Annotated in this window: 9 protein-coding genes; 1 reads left to right on the top strand and 8 read right to left on the bottom strand. The window is 70.7% G+C overall.

Annotated elements, in window-relative coordinates; genetic code table 11:
- Positions 1–24: 24 nt before the first annotated feature.
- The 6 genes from OG219_RS35045 to OG219_RS35020 all read right to left on the bottom strand — a co-directional run bounded on the left by OG219_RS35045 (position 25) and on the right by OG219_RS35020 (position 10452).
- The gene (locus tag OG219_RS35045) at positions 25–2262 is read right to left on the bottom strand and encodes a glycoside hydrolase N-terminal domain-containing protein (RefSeq protein WP_266833390.1); all 2238 of its coding nucleotides are present in this window, start codon (positions 2260–2262) and stop codon (positions 25–27) included.
- Positions 2259–4226: a beta-galactosidase gene (locus tag OG219_RS35040; protein WP_266833389.1), complete on the bottom strand. Its 1968-nt coding sequence runs from the start codon at positions 4224–4226 to the stop codon at positions 2259–2261. Before OG219_RS35040 ends, OG219_RS35045 begins: the two co-directional genes overlap by 4 nt.
- Positions 4226–6436, bottom strand: coding sequence for an exo-alpha-sialidase (locus OG219_RS35035; protein ID WP_266833387.1), 2211 nt, complete (start codon positions 6434–6436; stop codon positions 4226–4228). The genes OG219_RS35040 and OG219_RS35035 overlap by 1 nt, the downstream gene beginning before the upstream one ends.
- A gap of 239 nt (positions 6437–6675) precedes the next feature.
- Entirely contained in the window at positions 6676–7632 is a 957-nt protein-coding gene (locus tag OG219_RS35030) for a carbohydrate ABC transporter permease (RefSeq protein ID WP_266836339.1), read from the bottom strand.
- Between the two features lie 5 nt (positions 7633–7637).
- On the bottom strand, positions 7638–8657 hold the full coding sequence (locus OG219_RS35025) for a sugar ABC transporter permease (RefSeq protein WP_266836338.1): 1020 nt from the start codon (positions 8655–8657) through the stop codon (positions 7638–7640).
- 112 nt (positions 8658–8769) lie between these two features.
- A complete protein-coding gene (locus OG219_RS35020; protein ID WP_266833385.1) occupies positions 8770–10452 on the bottom strand; it encodes an extracellular solute-binding protein in 1683 nt (560 codons plus the stop codon).
- 371 nt (positions 10453–10823) lie between these two features.
- Between OG219_RS35020 and OG219_RS35015 the strand changes: the two genes are divergently transcribed.
- The gene (locus tag OG219_RS35015; protein WP_266833383.1) at positions 10824–13676 is read left to right on the top strand and encodes a glycoside hydrolase family 3 protein; all 2853 of its coding nucleotides are present in this window, start codon (positions 10824–10826) and stop codon (positions 13674–13676) included.
- Positions 13677–13862: 186 nt separating this feature from the next.
- Here the strand turns inward: OG219_RS35015 and OG219_RS35010 are convergent, their stop codons facing one another.
- Together OG219_RS35010 and OG219_RS35005 are read right to left on the bottom strand one after the other, a co-directional pair.
- Entirely contained in the window at positions 13863–15308 is a 1446-nt protein-coding gene (locus OG219_RS35010; protein ID WP_266833381.1) for an aldehyde dehydrogenase family protein, read from the bottom strand.
- Between the two features lie 354 nt (positions 15309–15662).
- A complete protein-coding gene (locus OG219_RS35005) occupies positions 15663–17321 on the bottom strand; it encodes a PucR family transcriptional regulator (RefSeq protein ID WP_266833379.1) in 1659 nt (552 codons plus the stop codon).
- Positions 17322–17379 lie beyond the last annotated feature (58 nt).

Genomic DNA, 17379 nt, shown 5'->3' with positions numbered 1-17379 from the left:
CGGCTGCTACCCGACGTGCGGGTGTTACTGCGGCCCCAGGCTGAGGACGCAGTCTTCTCCGGCGCGCAGGGAGAGCGGTCGCGTTCCGGAGGAAGTCCTGAGATCGATGCGCACGGTGCGGGCGGGGCGGATGACGGCCGTGCGTTCCCGGGGGCCCCACGTCAGGTCGACCTCGGCGCCGAACCGGGTGCGGACACCGCGCAGTTGACCGGTCGGGCAGGCCGCGGGGAGCGCCGGGAAGAGGACCAGCCGCTCGGGCGTGGACTGGATCAGCATCTCGATGAGGACGGCGGGGAGTGTGTGGGCCGCGTCTGCGTTGTAGACGTGGCGGTTCGGGTAGTGGCCGCTCATCAGGGAGACGTGGAAGTAGTCCCCTGCCAGGACGTTGTCGAGGGCTCCCGCCACCCGGTCGGCGTCGCGCAGCCGGGCCGCCACCAGGGCGTGGTGGAGGTGGCCGTGCGCTGAGTCGTTCTCGGCGCCGCGCAGTTCGAGGGCGCGATGGGCCGCCGTGGCCAGCTCGGGGGTGTCGTACGGGTTGATCTCGTCGAGCGGCCAGACGCCGTAGAGGTGGCTGAGGTGCCGGTGGTCGTAGGTGTCGTCGAGACCCGGCCAGGCCCATTCGGCCAGCGCGCCCTCGGAGTTGACGCGGTGGGGCGGCAGCCGGTCGGCGAGCGCGCGCCAGCGTTCGGCGTCGGGTCCTGGGTGGTAGTCGGCGGCCGTTCGCAGGGCGTGGCGGGCCGCGGAGAGGTCCATGGCGGCGTTGAGGGTGACCCAGCTCGCGTTGGCGGGGTGGTTCTCCGGGGAGTACGAGGGGACGATCACGAGGTGGCCGTGCTCGTCGGTCCTGGTGAGGAAGTCCTCGTAGAAGTAGGCGACTTCGGCCAGCGCGCCGGCAAGGCGCGGGTCGCGGGCGCCGCGGGTCTCGTCGTGGTCCACGAGGGGTTTCAGGAGCCAGTCGGCTCCGGCGGTCCACACGTGCAGGGGGTATTCGCGGCTGAGGTGGTAGATGTGCCCGGACTCGCCGTCGGTGTGCGCGGGGGCGACGACACCGCGGGTGCCGAAGATCGTGCGCGCGTTGTCGCGCCAGTCGGGCAACTGACCGTGCACCAGGGCGGCGTGGGCCTCGGTGACCTCCGGCAGCGCGGCCGCCGCGGCCGAGGCAGTCTGCAGGTTGAGGTTGGCGTCGGTGGTGAACGCCCCGGACCAGGCGGTGTCCCAGTCGCCGGTCCACAGGCCGGTCAGGCGTGGCGGGAGCATCCCGGCGGCGGAGAGGAGGTGGTGGCGGCCGGCCGCGAAGAGGCGTTCCAGGAGAGCGGGGCTCTTGGGGCGGCGGAGCAACTCCGAGCCGGGGAGCGCGCGTTCGGTGGCCTCGGCGGCGAGGTCGAGGGTGGTGCGGAGGTAGGCGGGGCGGTGGAGGGCGGTGTGGCGGGCGAGGAGGTGGGGGTACGCGTCCTCGTCGCCGCCGGAGTCGGGCAGCAGGGCGCGCAGCTCTCGCGCCTCGGCGAGCGCGTCCAGCTCCCCGGTGTGCCGTCGTACGCGCGTGAGCAGGAGCACCGAGCGCGCGCCCTCGACGCGTACGCCGGGGAGGGCGGTCCGGGTCCGGCCGCCGGTGACGACGACGAGCGTGACCCCCGTGTACGCCAGGTCGCTGCCCGGGTAGCGGGCGCGCAGCGTGAGGAGCGCGCCTTCGGGAGTGAGAACCGAACTGTGACCCACCGTCAAGTCACTCGGCGCACCGGGCAGTCGGTGGTCGAGGGCCACCTCTGCGGCGAGGTCGAAGGCGGTCACGTACTGGACGACGACGTCGTCGGCACGGGACACGAAGACCTCGCTGCGCCGGCCGTCGCAGTCGGCGCTGACGACGCCGGTGGTGAAGTCGGCCTCGCGTCGGTACGCGCGCCGCTGGACCGCCGGGCGGCGCAGCCGGACCTGGAAGGCGGGGTGGAAGGGCTGCACCCACAGTAGGGGTCGCCCGTCGGTGAAGTCCTCCCCGGCGGTGACGTCCCCGGCCAGCAACCGGTCCTGCACGTCGGAGAGTTGGCCGGCGAGAGCGGGTGGGCGGGCGTCCGCGCTGCCGTTCGGGCGGACCAGGGCGTGATGGTTGACGATGACCCGGTCGTCGTTCGGATCACCGAACACCATGGCGCCGTGTGTGCCGTTGCCGCTCAGGAAGGCGTCCTCCCAGCGGGCGGCGGGCGCGGGTTCCCAGGTGCCGTGAACCGGCCCGGGCCCCGGGCCGGCGTCCGCTACGGGCGCGGTCATGGCGCGAGCACCGCCGCTCCGTGGCGTTCCAGGCGTACGGAGCCGGTCACGGAGCCACCGGTGAGCAGATCGCGGTGGGTGCCGGGCACCTCGACCGTCACCTCGTCGCGCCCGTGGTTGAGCAGGAAGAGCAGCTCGCCGCGGCGCACGGCCTCCACGCCTGCGGGGATCCCCTCAAGCGCCGGGCGGACTCCCACGCTGTCCGCCGCGTCCGCCAACAGGTCCCGCAGCGCGGCCGGTTCGGGAAGCGTGGAGAGGTACCGTGCGCCGCCCTTGCGGAGTACGGCAGGCAGCCCGTCCAGCTCGCCGCCCTTGTACACGGCCTCGGCCACGCCGTCCTCGGCCTCGATCTCCTCGGACCACAGCGTCCCCCGAAAACCGTCGCACTCGACGGTCTCCCCCGCGTCGAGCGGCCACCACTCGTGCAGGGTGCGGATGCCGAACAGCTCGCGCAGCCGCTCGTCCATGCCGCCCGGGCGCACCCGGTCGTCCTCGTCGGCGACTCCGGTGAGGAAGCCGCAGACGAGGGTGCCCCCTCCTCGTACGTACGCGAGGAGGTTGTCGATCGCCGCGTCCGTGAGCAGATACAGCTGCGGTACGACGACGAGCTTGTACGCGGACAGGTCGTGCTCGGGGTGAGCGAAGGCGGTGGTGCGGTGGGCCTCCCAGAGGGCGCGGTGCCAGGCCCCTACGACCTGGGGGTAGTCGACCTCGGTGGAGAGACGGCCGTCCTGGGCGCCGGCCCACCAGGAGTTCCAGTCGTGCAGGATCGCGATGTCCGCCTGGAGGTGACTGCCCGTCACCTCGCCGCCGATGAGGGCAAGTTCGACGCCGAGTCGCTTGACCTCCTGGAAGGTGCGGCCGTGCTCCCCCGCGTGGCTGACCATCCCCGAGTGGAACTTCTCCGCACCCTGCCGGGACTGCCGCCACTGGAAGTAGCAGACGGCGTCGGCTCCGCGCGCCACGGCCTGGAGGGACCAGAGGCGGTTGAGGCCGCGCGGCTTGGGGTGGTTCACCCCGCGCCAGTTGACCGGCCCTGCAGCCTGCTCCATGAGCACCCAGGGGCCGCCCGCGGCCTGGGAACGCGTCATGTCCTGGACCAGCGCGGCGCTCTGGGCGCCGAGGGGGTCGCGCGGGTCGGGATAGATGTCGACGGAGACGATGTCTTCCTCGGCGGCCCACTTCCACGCATCCTGGCCCACCCACATCGGCATGAAGTTGCTGGTCACAGGGATGTGCGGGGTGTGGCGGCGGACGATGTCCCGCTCGGCGGCGTAGCACTCCAGGAGCATGTCGGAGGTGTAGCGCTTGAAGTCGAGAACGTGCGTCGGGTTCTTCATGTAGTGGGCGTGGCGGGGAGGGAGGACCTCGTGCCAGGCGTCGTAGCCCTGGCTCCAGAAGGCCGTTCCCCAGGCCGTGTTGAGGGCCTCGACGGTGCCGTACTTGTCCTGGAGCCAGCGGCGGAAGGTGGCCGCCGCCTCGTCGCCGTAGTCGAAGGTGCAGTACTCGTTGTTGATGTGCCACATGGTGAGGGCGGGGTGGCCCCCGTAGCGGGCGGCCAGGTCCTCGGTGATGGCGGCGGCGTAGCGGCGGTAGGTGGCGCTGGAGTGCGAGAAGTGCTGGCGGCCGCCCCACCATTCGGTGCGCCCGTCCTCGTCGCGGGGCAGGGTTTCGGGGTGCAGGCGGCCCATCCACGGCGGGGGCGAGGAGGTGGGGGTGGCGAGGACGACGCCGATGCCGTGTCCGTGCATCAGGTCCATCAGCCGGTCGAGCCAGCCGAACTCCCTTGCTCCGGGCCGGGGTTCGAGCTTCGCCCAGGAGAAGACGCCGAGGGTGACGGAGTTGACGCCGGCCTCCTTCATGAGGCGTACGTCCTCGTGCCAGGTCTCCTCGGGCCACTGCTCGGGGTTGTAGTCGCCGCCGAAGAGGATGCGACCGCGGGTCACGTCGTCGAGGTTCGGCATCAGACGGGCTCCCCGTACTGGATTCCGCGCCCGTTCGTGGCGAGGTACACGCGCCCATGGACGCGCGGGTCGCCGACGACGACCTCGCCGATCCACCCCCACTGGTGGGCGTCATCGTTGATCCGCACCCAGGTCTTCGCCTCGTCGTCGGAGCGGTAGACGGCGGTGATGGTCTCGGTCGAGCCGACCTGATAGATCGCCGGGTAGTCGGCGCCGTCGGCCGCCTTGCCGAAGCCGAGGGTGTACGAGGCCCAGCAGCTGGTGACCTTGGCGAAGGTGTCGCCACCGTCGGTGGACCGGTAGAGGCCGTTCCACTTGGTCGAAACCCACAGGTCACCGGAGCGTCCGGGCGCCGCGACCACCTTGAACTGACTGTCCCCGGAGGGCAGTCCGGTCGCACGGGCAGTGAACGAAAGGCCACTGTCAGTGCTGACGTATAGCGTTCCTGTGTCGGTGTCGTATGCGTAGAAGAGCGTCGGGTCGGCCGGGTCGGCGACCGGCGTGGCGCCCTTCGGGAAGGAGGAGACCTCGGACCAGGTCGTGCCGTTGTCCGCCGAGCGGTGAGCTGCGTACTTCGTGCCGTCCCAGTGCACGAAGGACCACAGCAGTGCGCTGCCGTCGGCGTTGGTGGCGATCGGCCCCGGTGCGCTCTTGGCGATGTCGGGCTGGGCCGCGAAGGGCGCCCAGGTCTGCCCGCCGTCGTTCGAGTACGCACCGTTGCCGTTGTCGCCCCAGCCCGTCCGGACGACGTACGTGGGCCTGGCCGCGGCCTGCGCGAGTCCCGTCGCCGACCCGAACACGGGGTTCGTCGCCATGCCGCGCGACGGAGACGCCGTGAGCCGCTCGTGGTGCATCACGCCGATGTCCCCGAGTCCGCTGATCAGGTGCGCCTCCCCGACCGGGGGCGAGATCAGCTGGCGCACGGCCGTCTCCTCCAGGCCGCGGATCTGCGGAGCCCAGCGCTTGAGGTCGCGGGTGCCGTAGAGGGTCGCGCCGGTCCCGTACACGATGTGCTTCGAGTCGTACGGGTCGACGGCGAGCGCCTGGATCCACCAGCCGAACTTCGGCTTGTCACCGCCCCAGTTGAGGAAGGGAGTCTCCGATACGTCGAACACGGCAGCGTCCTTGAGGGACGTCCAGGTACGGCCGCCGTCGGTGGTCCGGAACAGGGTGTCGACGTCCGCCCAGCGGTTGTTGGTCGAGACGACGACGGTGCCGGCACGGCAGGCGTCGACGGCGACCCCGCCGTAGCCGAAGGTGTCCGCCGACCCGTCGGACGTGGTGCCGCCCGGCCTCACGGGCGTCACGTCCGCCCACTTGCCGGTCGTGGTGCGCAGCTTGTACACGCTGCCGTCGGACTGGCCGTTGGGGCCGGGTGCGTTGGCGTAGGACACGTACAGCTCGCGGGTGTGCGCGTCGTACGCCGCGCGGACCGGGACCTTGGCGGAGGTGCCGGAGGGCTGCCCGGGTACGGCCTGCCAGGCCGTGCCGTCGGTCGTCCGGTACAGGTTCGCCGTGCCCGAGGTGCCGTCGCCATCGCCCCAGCCGGCGTACACCGCGCGTCCGGCCGCGACGAGGAAGACGACGCCCTGCCCGGACGCACTCGCGGTCGCCGGGAAGCCGGTGGCGGGGGCCCAAGTGGCGCCCCGGTCGGTCGACTTCAGCAACCCGTCGTGCCTCGTCCCCAGCCAGAGGACGTCGCTGTCGCGCGGGTCCACGAGGAGGCGTTCCCCGGCGCCGCGGCCGTCCTCGTTGGCGCCGAGCTTCACGCCCAGGTCGGTCCGGGTCCAGGTGGCACCACGGTCCTCGGAGCGCAGCACCGCACCGTTGCCCGCCCACGACTGGGCGTACGTGCCGAGCGCGGCGTAGAGCCGGTCGGGGTGCGCCGGGTCGACCGCGAGCGCCTCCACACCGAGAAGGTTCCAGTCGTCCCAGCCGAGGTGGTCGGTGAGCGGGGTCCAGCGCCCGGCACCGTCGTCCCAGCGGTAGGCGCCGCCGATGTCGGTGCGGGCGTAGGCGAGTCCGCGTACGGCGGGATGGAAGAGGACGCCGGTGATGAAACCGGTCCCGCCGATGACGACGTTGCGCCAGCGGTACGTGCTGCCCTCGGCGGCATCGGCCCGGCTCCCGAGCGCGGGAACGGCGGTGAGCGCGGCCGCGACAGCGGTTCCGGCAAGAACGGCGCGTCTGCTCAGGCGGGGCGTGCGCATGACATACCTCGTTCAGGAGAGAAGGGTGGAATTGTCGAGACGCGGGACGGGAGCGCCCCTTCAGGGGCGCGGGGAACTGCGCGACCAGCCACAACCGAGCCGCAGTTGGCAATCGACCCGCAGCGTTACGGCGAACCCCGCGGAGCGAACCCGTTGGGTGCCGCCACGGCCGACCGCCGATCAGGGGCAGGTCGACCGCAGCGGCGGAAAGTGGACCGGGGACAGACGGCTGACGCAAGTCAGCCCTTCACGGCCCCGGTGAGCATGCCCTTCTTGAAGTGGCGCTGGACGAAGGGCGAGAGAAAGGCGACGGGCAGCAGCGCCAGCACCATGACCGCCATCTGCACGGCGAGCGCCGACAGTTGGCCCGTCTTGATGGCCTGGCCCATGCCGACCGGGGGTTCCTGCTTCTGCACGAGCTGGATCATGACGTTCTGCAGCGGCATCATGTCCTGGTCGCTCAGGTAGATCGACGCGTTGAACCAGGCGCTCCAGTACCCGACGGCGTAGAAGAGCGTGATCACCGCGATGACCGCGCGGGAGAGCGGCATCACGATCGTCCAGAGGATCCGCCAGTCCCCCGCACCGTCGATCCGCGCGCTGTCGGTGAGCTCCTGCGAGATTCCCATGAAGAACCCGCGCAGCACCAGGATGTTGAAGACGCTGACCGCGCTCGGCAGGATCAGCGCGAGGTAGGAGTCCGTCAGCCCCAGCGCCTGCACCAGCAGATACGTGGGGATGAGGCCTGCGCCGAAGAACATCGTCGCCAGCAGGGTCATCAGGAACCAGCGGTGTCCGACCGTGCCGATGCGGGAGAGCCCGTACGCCGCGAGAATGGACACCGTCATCGAGAACAGCGTGCCGACGAGGGTGACACCCAGGCTGACAAGGGTGGCGCGGGTGACCTGACCGCCGCTCAGCAGTTCCTGGTAGGCGATGAAGGTGATGCCCTTGGGGATCACCACCAGGCCGCCGGCATCGGTGATCACCTTCTTCGAGGACAGGCTGGTGACGACGACGATCCACAGCGGGAACAGGACGCCGAGGCAGGCGCCGGCGAGGACGATGCCCTTGCCCGCGAGCCCGGCCTTGCTCGGCTCCTCTTCCCAGACGGGCCTGGGCGGGGCCGCCCAGCGGCCGGGCGCCTTCGGCGGCCCTTGGTCGGAGACGGAGGTCGCGGAGGACTCCGCGGTCACGGTGCTCACTTCTTGTACACCCCCTGCTCGCCCATGAGATGGGCCACCTTGTTCGCCGCGAGGACCAGGCCGAGACCGACCACGCCCTTGATCAGGCCCGCCGCGGCGGCGTAACTGAAGTCCTGGTTGCGGACGCCGTTCCACCACACATAGGTGTCGAGGACCTCCGCCGCGCCCGGCCCGACCGCGTCCCGTTGCAGCAGGATCTGTTCGAAGCCGACCGTGAGCGCGTCGCCGACGCGCAGTACGAGGAGCAGGGCGATCACCGGGCGCAGTGCGGGCAGCGTGACGTGCCACATCCGGCGCCAGCGCCCGGCCCCGTCCATCGCCGCGGCCTCGTAGAGGTCGGGGCTCACGGAGGCCAGCGCGGCGAGGAAGACGATGATGCCCCAGCCCGCGTCCTTCCAGACGCCCTCGGACGTCACCAGGAACTTGAAGATCCCCGGGTCGGTCATCAGGTCGAAGCCCTCGTACCCGTGCTGCCGCAGGGTCTGCGCAATGATGCCGGCGCCACCGAAGATCTGCTGGAAGACGGTGATGACCAGCACCCAGGAGAAGAAGTGCGGCAGGTAGAGGATCGCCTGCGACACCGCCCGCACCCGGGGCCTGATCACGCTGTTGATGAGCAGCGCGAGCAGGATCGGGATGGGGAAGAACAGCAGCAGCTGGAGGGAGAACAGCACGAGTGTGTTCTGCACGGCGTCCCAGAACGCCGAGTCCTCGAAGAGCCGGGTGAACTGCTCGAAGCCGACCCAGGGGCTCTCGAAGATGGCGATGAAGCCGTTGTCGCTGATGTACGGGTCGTACTCCTGGAAGGCGACGATGTTGCCCAGGACCGGTATGTAGTTGAAGAGCAGGACCAGCAGGATCGCCGGCAGGGTCATCAGGATCAGCGTGCGGTCCCGTTTGAAGCGGGTCCTGAAAGTGCCGCCCTTTTTCGAGGCCTTGGATGCCTTCGAAGCCTTGGAGACGTTGGACGCCTTCGAGGCCGTGGCGACGACTGCAGACTCGGCGCCCTTGGCCATGCTTCGCGCGACGGACGACGGCGCGGGGCCGTCATCCGTATCCGTCGTATCCGTCACCGAAGAAGGCACTGCGCCCGCGGCGGCGCCCGGAGTGGTGCTGTGTGCCACTTCGTCACCCCTGCGCGGATCCGCTGTCGTCCAGCAGCTTCTTGTACCAGTCCCGCAGTCCGTCGCCGCCCTGGCTCTTCCAGTCCGAGACCGCCTGCTGCATGTCGCTGATCTTCTTGCGGCCTCGGACGACGTCGTCCTCCAGCTGCTCGAAGTCGTTGGAGAGGTTCGTGTAGCGCGCCGGCTCGATGATCTGGAGGCCGTAGAAGGAGGACTTCTTGGTGAAGGCACCCATCCGCTGCTGCCACTCGACCTGCGCCTTCGCGACGTCCGGGAAGTCGGGGTGCGCGATGGTCGAGGCGGGGCTGGCGAGCATCACGAAGGCGTTCGCGACCTCCTGGTTGCCCTTGTCGTTCTTGGTGGGCGTGCCGTCCTTGACGGTGTAGTGCGTGCCCTCCACCCCGTACTGGGTGAGCATGTACTCCTTGGTGCCGTACGGGGCTGCGGTGACGTTCGCGGCGGCCAGGATGTCGTGGATCACGGCCTTCGACGCCTTCTTGTTGACGAAGGCGAAGATGCCGGCGGGCGATCCGGCCCACAGCGTGGGGTCGCCCCCGTCGTGGCCGAAGATGTCCATGCCGCCGATACGGAAGTCCGGGTTCTGGGTGGCCTGTTCGGCGGTCTTGCCCCACCAGGTCGAGATGTCGTTGTTGAAGATCAGGGTCTCGCCCGAGGTGAAGCGCAGGCCCGAGTCGCCCTGGTTCTGCGCTTTGGCGTCCGGGTGGACGACTCCCGCCGCGTACAACTTCCGCGTCCACTCCAGCGCTTCGAGGTACTCGTCGGTCTCGACGCGGTAGATCAGCTTGCCGTCGACGAGGTTCCAGCCGAGCGGCTTCTCGCTGCCGGACAGCACACCGAAGCTGTTGAAGGCGGTCCACTTCATGTCGTCGCAGGCCCACACCTTGGCCTTGGCGTTGGTGATCTCCTTGGCCAGGGCCAGGAACTCGTCGGCCGAGGTGGGGAGTTCGTACCCCTTCTCGTCGAAGATGTCCTTGCGGTAGAACGGCACGATGTTGGGGTCGTACGAGCTGGGCATCGGCAGTCCGCGCAGCTTGCCGCCGAAGATGGAGCGCTGCCAGGCGTCGGTCGGGATCGCCGCGAGGTTCGGGTACTCCTTGACCTTGTCGCCGGAGAGGTACGGGCCGAGGTCCGCCATCTTGTTGATGATGGCGCTGGGTATCTTGCCGCCCATGTTCCAGCCGGGGATGACCACGACGTCCGGCATGTCGCTGGAGGCGAGGACCGCGCCCAGCTTCTCGTCGTAGGTGTTGCCGTCCTGGTTCTGCCAGACGACGTCGACGCCGATCTTCTCGTTCATGGTCGTGTAGTAGGCGTTGTCGCTCTTCGGCGGCGAGCCCCAGAACGGCGACATGATCTTGACGGTGCTGCCCTTGCCGAGCTTCTCGGGCACCGAGGTCTTCAGATCGTCGAGGACGAGCTTGCTGGTGAAGCCGAGTGAGGAGCCGTTCTTCGACGGAATGTCCGGCGTCACCACGTTCTGCGCCACGAAGGTGGGAAGGATCTTCTGCGCGTCCTTGCCCGAGGTGGTGCCCTCCTTGGAGCCGCCGTCGGAGCCGCCGCAGGCGGTCAGCAGCGGCATCCCGCCCGCCACCGCGGCGGCGGCGACCGCCGTGGAGGCGAGGAAGCTTCTCCGGCTCGGAGCGGAGGTGGCGGAGTTCGGCGTCATTGCGTCAACCCTTCATGGCGCACCAGGACACCCGGCGGTACGGCCGTCGGCTGCGGTGTCTTGAGTGGAACTGGCTGAGCTGAAGCGGTCCTCGGAGGACTGCGCACCCCAGGCGGCGGTCCCATCAGTCGAAGCGCTTCGATGTTGCTGTGAGGTTAAGTGAACCCGTGGGGGTGCACAAGAGTCGATTCCAAGATTCCTCGGAGGTATGCGCCCGATATGGAGTACTGGACCGGTCCCTTATGGCGCTTGATGTGCCGACGAGGAAACGGAGTTGTTGCGTCTGAGTGTCTTGACACCCACCCCTCGGTCGAATGAGCATCGAAGCGCTTCGAAAGCTCGCCGTCGCTCCATCGCAAAGGGATCACCACGTGACCGCACAAACGCCGCCTACGCCCCCTTTCCGTGATCCGCAACTGCCGTTCGCGAAGCGCATCGACGACCTGCTGGCTCGGCTCACGCTCGACGAACGGATCGCGTTCCTGCACCAGTTCGCACCGGCTGTTGAACGGCTCGGCGTCGGAGCCTTCCGCACCGGGCAGGAGGCGCTGCACGGCGTGGCCTGGATGGGCCCGGCGACGGTGTTCCCGCAGGCCGTGGGGCTCGGCGCGACCTGGAACGACGAGCTCGTACGCCGGGTCGGCGAGGCCGTCTCGACCGAGACCCGCGCCATGCGCGCCCGCGACGACCGCGTCGGCCTCAACGTCTGGTCCCCCACGGTCAACCTGCTCCGCCACCCCCTGTGGGGCCGCAACGAGGAGGGCTACTCGGAGGACCCGAAGCTGACCTCGGCGATCGCGACGGCGTACACGCGCGGTCTGCGCGGCGACCACCCGGCGTACTGGCGTACGGCACCGGTCCTCAAGCACTGGCTGGCCCACAACAACGAGACGGACAGGGACACTTCGTCCTCCTCGGTCCGCCCGCGCGTCCTGCACGAGTACGACCTGCGCGCCTTCCGCGAGACGGTCGAGGCGGGTGCGGTGGCCGGCGTGATGCCCGCGTACAACCTGGTCAACGGCCGCCCCAACCACGTCTCGCCGTATCTGCGCGAGCACCTGCGCACCTGGACGGACCAGGACCTGCTGGTCTGCTCGGACGCGGGCGCGCCCTCCAACCTGGTCGATTCCGAGCACTACTTCGACACCCACGAGGAGTCGACCGCGGCCGCGGTCATCGCCGGGGTGGACAGCTTCACGGACCACGGCACGGACAGCTCGAAGATCGTCGCGCGTATTCAGGGTGCCCTCGCCCAGGGCCTGTTGAGCGAGGACGACATCGACACGGCGGTCCGCCGCCAGCTCTCGGTCCGGTTCCGGCTCGGCGAGTTCGACCCCCGCCTCGACCCGTACGCGGGCACCTCGGCCTTCGACACCCCGGCCCACCGTGCCCTCGCCCAGGAGGCGGCGGAGCAGGCGATCGTGCTCCTCAAGAACGACGGCCTCCTGCCGCTGTCGCCCGGCGTCCGGATCGCTGTCGTCGGTCTCCTCGCCGACGAGTGCAAGCTCGACTGGTACAGCGGCACCCTCATCCACCGCTCGACACCGCTGGAGGGCCTGTACGAGCGTTTCGGCGCCGAGCGCGTCGACTTCGCGGAGGGCGTGGACCGCGTACGCCTGCGGACCTCGGCGGGTACGTACCTGTCGGTGCCCCTGACGACGGACGCGGCCGAAGAAGTACGCGGCGCCGAGGGCGCCCTGGACCCGGCGCTCCTCGCGGGCCGCACGGATCTGCCCCCGCTCACCACCGACGCCGCCGGAACCGAACTCGCGCTGATCGACTGGGGCGAGGGAGTCCTGACGCTGCGCGCCCCCGACGGCCGCTATCTCTCGGTCGCCGAGGACGGTTTCGTACGGGCGTCCGCGGACCAGCCCGGCGGCTGGGTGGTCCAGGAGACATTCCGCCTCGAAATCTCTGAAAAACATGCGAACGGCCACCTCCTGAAGCACGTCGGGACGGGTAGGTACGTCTCTGTCGTCGCCGACGGCGTGAAGGTTGCCGCGGAAGACGCATCCGATGCGGAAATCTTCGAGACGGAGTTCACCGAGCGCGGCGAGGACGCGGTGGCGCGGGCGGCGGCCGCCGCCGATGTCGTCCTGGTGGTCGCGGGCAACGACCCGCACATCAACGGCCGCGAGACGGAGGACCGCACGACCCTGCGCCTCCCCGCCCACCAGGAACGCCTGCTCCGCGCTGCCCGCGCGGCGAACCCGGACACGGCCCTTGTCCTGGTCTCCGCGTACCCGTACGCGGTGGACCACGCGGACCTCCCTGCCGTCCTGTGGACCGCCCACGGCGGCCAGGCGGCGGGCACCGCCCTGTCCCGCGTCCTCGCCGGAGACGTCTCCCCCGCGGGCCGCCTTCCGCAGACCTGGTACGCCTGTGACGAGGACCTGCCCGACCTCCTCGACTACGACGTGATCGGCGGCCGCCAGACGTATCTGTACTTCGAGGGCACGCCGCTGTTCCCGTTCGGGCATGGGCTGTCATACGGACGGTTCGCGTACACCGACCTCGAAGTCACCCCGCTGGCAGGCAAGTTGCAGGTCGCCTTCACTGTCACCAACACCAGCTCGGTGGCCGCCGACGAGGTCGCCCAGCTCTACACCCGCGCCGTTCAGGCATCCGTCCCGCGCCCCCGCCGCGAGCTGGCCGCGCACCGCCGCGTCCACCTCACCCCCGGTGCCACGACGACGTTGACCTTCGGACTCCCGCTCTCCGCCCTGGAGTTCTGGGACGTGGCACACGGCCGCCCGCGTCTGGAGCCCGGCGCGTACGACCTGCTCGTCGGCGCCTCCAGCGAGGACATCCGGCTCCGCACGACGGTCGAACTCGACGGCGAGCCGGCCACACCCCGCCCGGTGCGCGAACTGGGCCTCGGCGCGGCCGACTTCGACGAGCAGCGCGACGCCGCGATCGTCGACGTGACGAAGGTGACGGGCGACGCGGTGACGCCGGTGGACGGCGTGACGTGCGAACTCGTCTTCCGCGACTGCGACTTCGGGGACGGTGTCCGGGAGGTCACCGTCGAGGTGGCGGGTGAGGGAGTCGTGGAACTCTCCCTGAACGGCGGCCCGTTGATCGCGGTGGTGACCCTGAGCGCGACGAAGGGCCCGTACGACTACACCACGCTCGGCGCCGATTTCGCCGCCGCCGATGTGCACGACGTACACCTCAGACTGCGCGGCCCCTTGCGGCTCGCGCATGTCGGCTTCTCCGGCTGAGGGTCCGGACAGGCCGACACACAGGGCCCGGCACCGGAAGGCATCGGCGCCGGGCCCTTCATCGGGACTGTATATGAAAATGGTTCCCATGAGCTAGTGGTTCCGGTGAGCCGGACCAGTGCTGGGACGGCGATGGCCGGAGCCCCCGCACAGTGGGCTCCGGCCATCGCCTCGCGGGCGCGCAGGTCAGAGGGCGAGACCCGTCAGCACCAGCACCCGCTCGTAGGTGTAGTCGTCCATCGCGAACTTCACGCCCTCGCGGCCCACACCGGACTGCTTCACACCGCCGTACGGCATCTGGTCGGCACGGTAGGACGGCACGTCGCCGATCACGACGCCGCCCACCTCCAGCGCGCGGTGGGCGCGGAACGCGGCCTGGAGGTCGTGCGTGAAGACACCGGCCTGCAGCCCGTACTTGGAGTCGTTGACGGCGGCGAAGGCGGCCGCCTCCCCCTCCACCTTCCGCACGGTGAGGACCGGCCCGAAGACCTCCTCGCGGGCGACGGTGGTGTCCGCGGGGACGTCGGCGAGCACGGTCGGCGCGTACGCGGCACCGTCGCGCTTGCCGCCGGTGAGCACGCGGGCACCGGCCCTGGCGGCCTCGTCCACCCACGCCTCGACGCGCTTGGCGGCGTCCTCGCTGACCAGCGGGCCCACATCGGTCTTGTCGTCCGACGGGTCGCCGGTGACCTGCGCCTCGACGGCGGCGACGATGCGCGGCAGCAGCCGGTCGTACACGGAGGCGTCCGCGATCACCCGCTGCACGGAGATGCAGGACTGGCCGCCCTGGTAGTTGGAGAAGGTGGCGATGCGGGTGGCGGCCCAGTCCAGGTCCTCGTCACTGGCCCAGTCGGCGAGGACGACAACCGCGCCGTTGCCGCCCAGCTCCAGCGTGCAGTGCTTGCGCGGCACGCTGTCCATGATCGCGTAACCGACCTTCTCGGAGCCGGTGAAGGAGATGACCGGCAGCCGCTCGTCCTGCACCAGCGCGGGCATCCGCTCGTTGGACACCGGCAGGATGCTCCACGAACCGGCGGGCAGCTCGGTCTCGGCCAGCAGGTCACCGATGATCAGGCCCGACAGCGGGGTCGCGGGCGCCGGCTTCAGGATGATCGGCGCGCCGGCGGCGATGGCCGGGGCGATCTTGTGGGCGCACAGGTTGAGCGGGAAGTTGAACGGCGCGATGCCCAGTACGACGCCCTTCGGGAACCGCCGGGTCAGCGCGAGCCGGCCCTGACCGCCGAGGTCCGTGTCGAGCCGCTGCGCCTCGCCTCCGTTGAACCGGCGGGCCTCCTCGGCCGCGAACCGGAACACCGAGACCGCGCGGCCCACCTCGCCGCGGGCCCACTTGATCGGCTTGCCGTTCTCGGCGGAGATCAGCCGTGCGATCTCCTCGGTCCGCTCGACGAGGCGCTTCGACACGTGGTCGAGGGCGGCGGCCCTGACGTGCGCGGGGGTCGCGGCGAACTCGTCCCGTACGGCGTACGCGGCGGCCACGGCCTCCTCGACCTGCGCCTCGGTCGGCACGCTGACCTGGCCGACGAGCCGGCCGTCCCACGGCGAGGTGACGTCGAACGTGGTCTCACCGGTGGCCTGGCGGCCGGCGAGCCAGAAGGCGTGGGTGGAAGTCATGTGAGTCCCGGCCCTTCCGAGGTTGGTGGGTGACGTGGGTGACGTGGCTTTCATCATCAACGGTAGGGGTGGGGGGACCGGAGGTCGTTTGTCCGAGTCGTAGTGGTCGGGGTGGGGGGTGCGCCGGTTTGGCACGGTGGTGGGGGGCGGGGGTGGGGTTTTTCGCCCCCTCCGCCCCTACCCGTCCCTTGCTCCTGGGGCTCCGCCCCAGACCCCGCTCCTCAAACGCCGGAGGGGCTAACCCCCTCTAGCCCGTCCGGCGATTGAGGACGAGGCCGTCCAGGCCGAACGGGGGTCTGGGGGCGGAGCCCCCAGAAACGGGACGGGAAGGGGCGGAGGGGGCGAAAAACACCCCTACTCCCCCGCCGCAGCCGTAGCCTTCAACGCCAGCCAAAGCTCCATCCGCACATCCGGATCATCCAGCGACCGCCCAAGGATCTCCTCGACCCTCCGCATCCGGTACCGGAGCGTATGCCGATGCACCCCCAGATCGGCGGCCGCCGCATCCCACTGCCCGTGCCGCGACAGCCACGCCCGAAGCGAGGCGACCAGATCCCCCCGCCCGGTCGCGTCATGCTCGCGCAGCGCCCGCAGCAACCCGTCCGCGAACGCCCGCACCGCGTCATCCGCGAGCAGCGGCAGCACCGACCCCGCGGCCAGCTCCTCGTGCTCGACGAGGAACCGCCCCCGCCGCCGGGCCACGGACAGCGCCTGCTCGGCCTGCTTGTAGGCGGCACCGACGGCGATCGGCCCGACGGGCGCCGACAGCCCGACCACCAGCTCGGTGTCGTCACCGCCGGACTGCTCCCGCACGGACGCCCGCGCGGCCTCCAGCGCCACCGCGTGCTCCCCACAGGCGGCGACGGCCGCACCCCCGTCCACCGCGAGCACGACGAGCCGCTCCCCGTCGGGCACGACGAGCACGGCTTCGCCGGAACGGGCGGCGGCGGACTCCACGACCTCGGCGAGCGCACCGAGCGGATCGCCCCCGGTATCGGGCACCGCGGCAGCGGAGGAGGAGACCGGGGCGTCGGCCACGCGCGCGTGGCCCCCGGCATGCACCCGCGCGGCCGACGCGGACGCCGACTCGGCGAGGATCAGCCGGAAGGGCGCGTCGAGGAGCGCGCCGAGCAGGTCCCCGGCGACGGCCCGGGCGTGATCGGGCTCCCCGGCGAGAAGCATGCGCAGCACCGCGGCCCCGATCCGCTGCTCCGCCGCCTGCAACGAGCGCGAGCGCTCGGTGGTGAGCGTCAGCAGGGCGATCGCCGAGTGCACGGCGTACCGCTCGGCGGTCCCGAGGGCGGCGGCCGTCCCGACGGCGAGCGCGGCGCGGGGCCGGCGCCCGGTACCCAGCGAGTGCAGCTCCACCCGGTCCTCGCCGCCGACCACCGAGCTCGCGGGCGCGGGCCGGTCCCGCAGCCGCTCCACGTCGGGCGTGAGCCGCGCGGCCCGTCGCCCGGCCCACTCCGGCGCCGTGGCGACGACGGCACCGGACGCGTCGTACAGCGCCGCCCACCCGTCGACCTGCCCGGCGAGCGAGGACAGCAGCCCCTCGGGGCCGTCGTTCAGCGCCTGCTTGGTCAGCTCGCGCTGCGCGGCGAACCCCGCGGTCACGGCCCGGTACTGATCAGCGGCGATGGCGGCGGAGACGGCCTTGCTGATGGCGAGGAACGGTGTACGCCGGGGTACTTCGAGGAGCGGCAGCCCCTCTTCCTCCGCAGCGTCGACGAGCGCCTTCGGAAGCTCCTCGTAGTGGACCCCGACGGCGAAGCCGAGACCGACCACCCCTGCTCCCACCAGCCGCTTCACATAGCGCCGCATGGCCTCGGGATCCTCCGCGTCCAGCTTGAGCGCGGTGATCAGGAGCAGTTCCCCGCCCTCCATGTACGGCACGGGGTCGGCGAGCTCGCTGGCATGCGCCCAGCGGACGGGCACGTCCAGCCGCTCCTCGCCCGCGCGCACGGTGAGCTTGAGCGCGGAGTGGTGGACGAGCGAGGCGAGCGTAGGGGGCATGGGGCCTTCAGGTCTTCACAGGATCTTCGACGGTCACTGGCGATGTGATCTTTTGGCC

Origin of the sequence: Streptomyces sp. NBC_00038 (assembly GCF_026343635.1) — a bacterium.
Classification (GTDB): domain Bacteria; phylum Actinomycetota; class Actinomycetes; order Streptomycetales; family Streptomycetaceae; genus Streptomyces.
This window is presented reverse-complemented; position numbering and strand designations above follow the sequence as displayed.

Coding starts and splice junctions, on each gene's coding strand:
- OG219_RS35045 (WP_266833390.1), bottom strand. CDS start 2,262: ATGACCGCGCCCGTAGCGGACGCCGGCCCGGGGCCCGGGCCGGTTCAC.
- OG219_RS35040 (WP_266833389.1), bottom strand. CDS start 4,226: ATGCCGAACCTCGACGACGTGACCCGCGGTCGCATCCTCTTCGGCGGC.
- OG219_RS35035 (WP_266833387.1), bottom strand. CDS start 6,436: ATGCGCACGCCCCGCCTGAGCAGACGCGCCGTTCTTGCCGGAACCGCT.
- OG219_RS35025 (WP_266836338.1), bottom strand. CDS start 8,657: ATGGCCAAGGGCGCCGAGTCTGCAGTCGTCGCCACGGCCTCGAAGGCG.
- OG219_RS35020 (WP_266833385.1), bottom strand. CDS start 10,452: ATGACGCCGAACTCCGCCACCTCCGCTCCGAGCCGGAGAAGCTTCCTC.
- OG219_RS35010 (WP_266833381.1), bottom strand. CDS start 15,308: ATGACTTCCACCCACGCCTTCTGGCTCGCCGGCCGCCAGGCCACCGGT.
- OG219_RS35005 (WP_266833379.1), bottom strand. CDS start 17,321: ATGCCCCCTACGCTCGCCTCGCTCGTCCACCACTCCGCGCTCAAGCTC.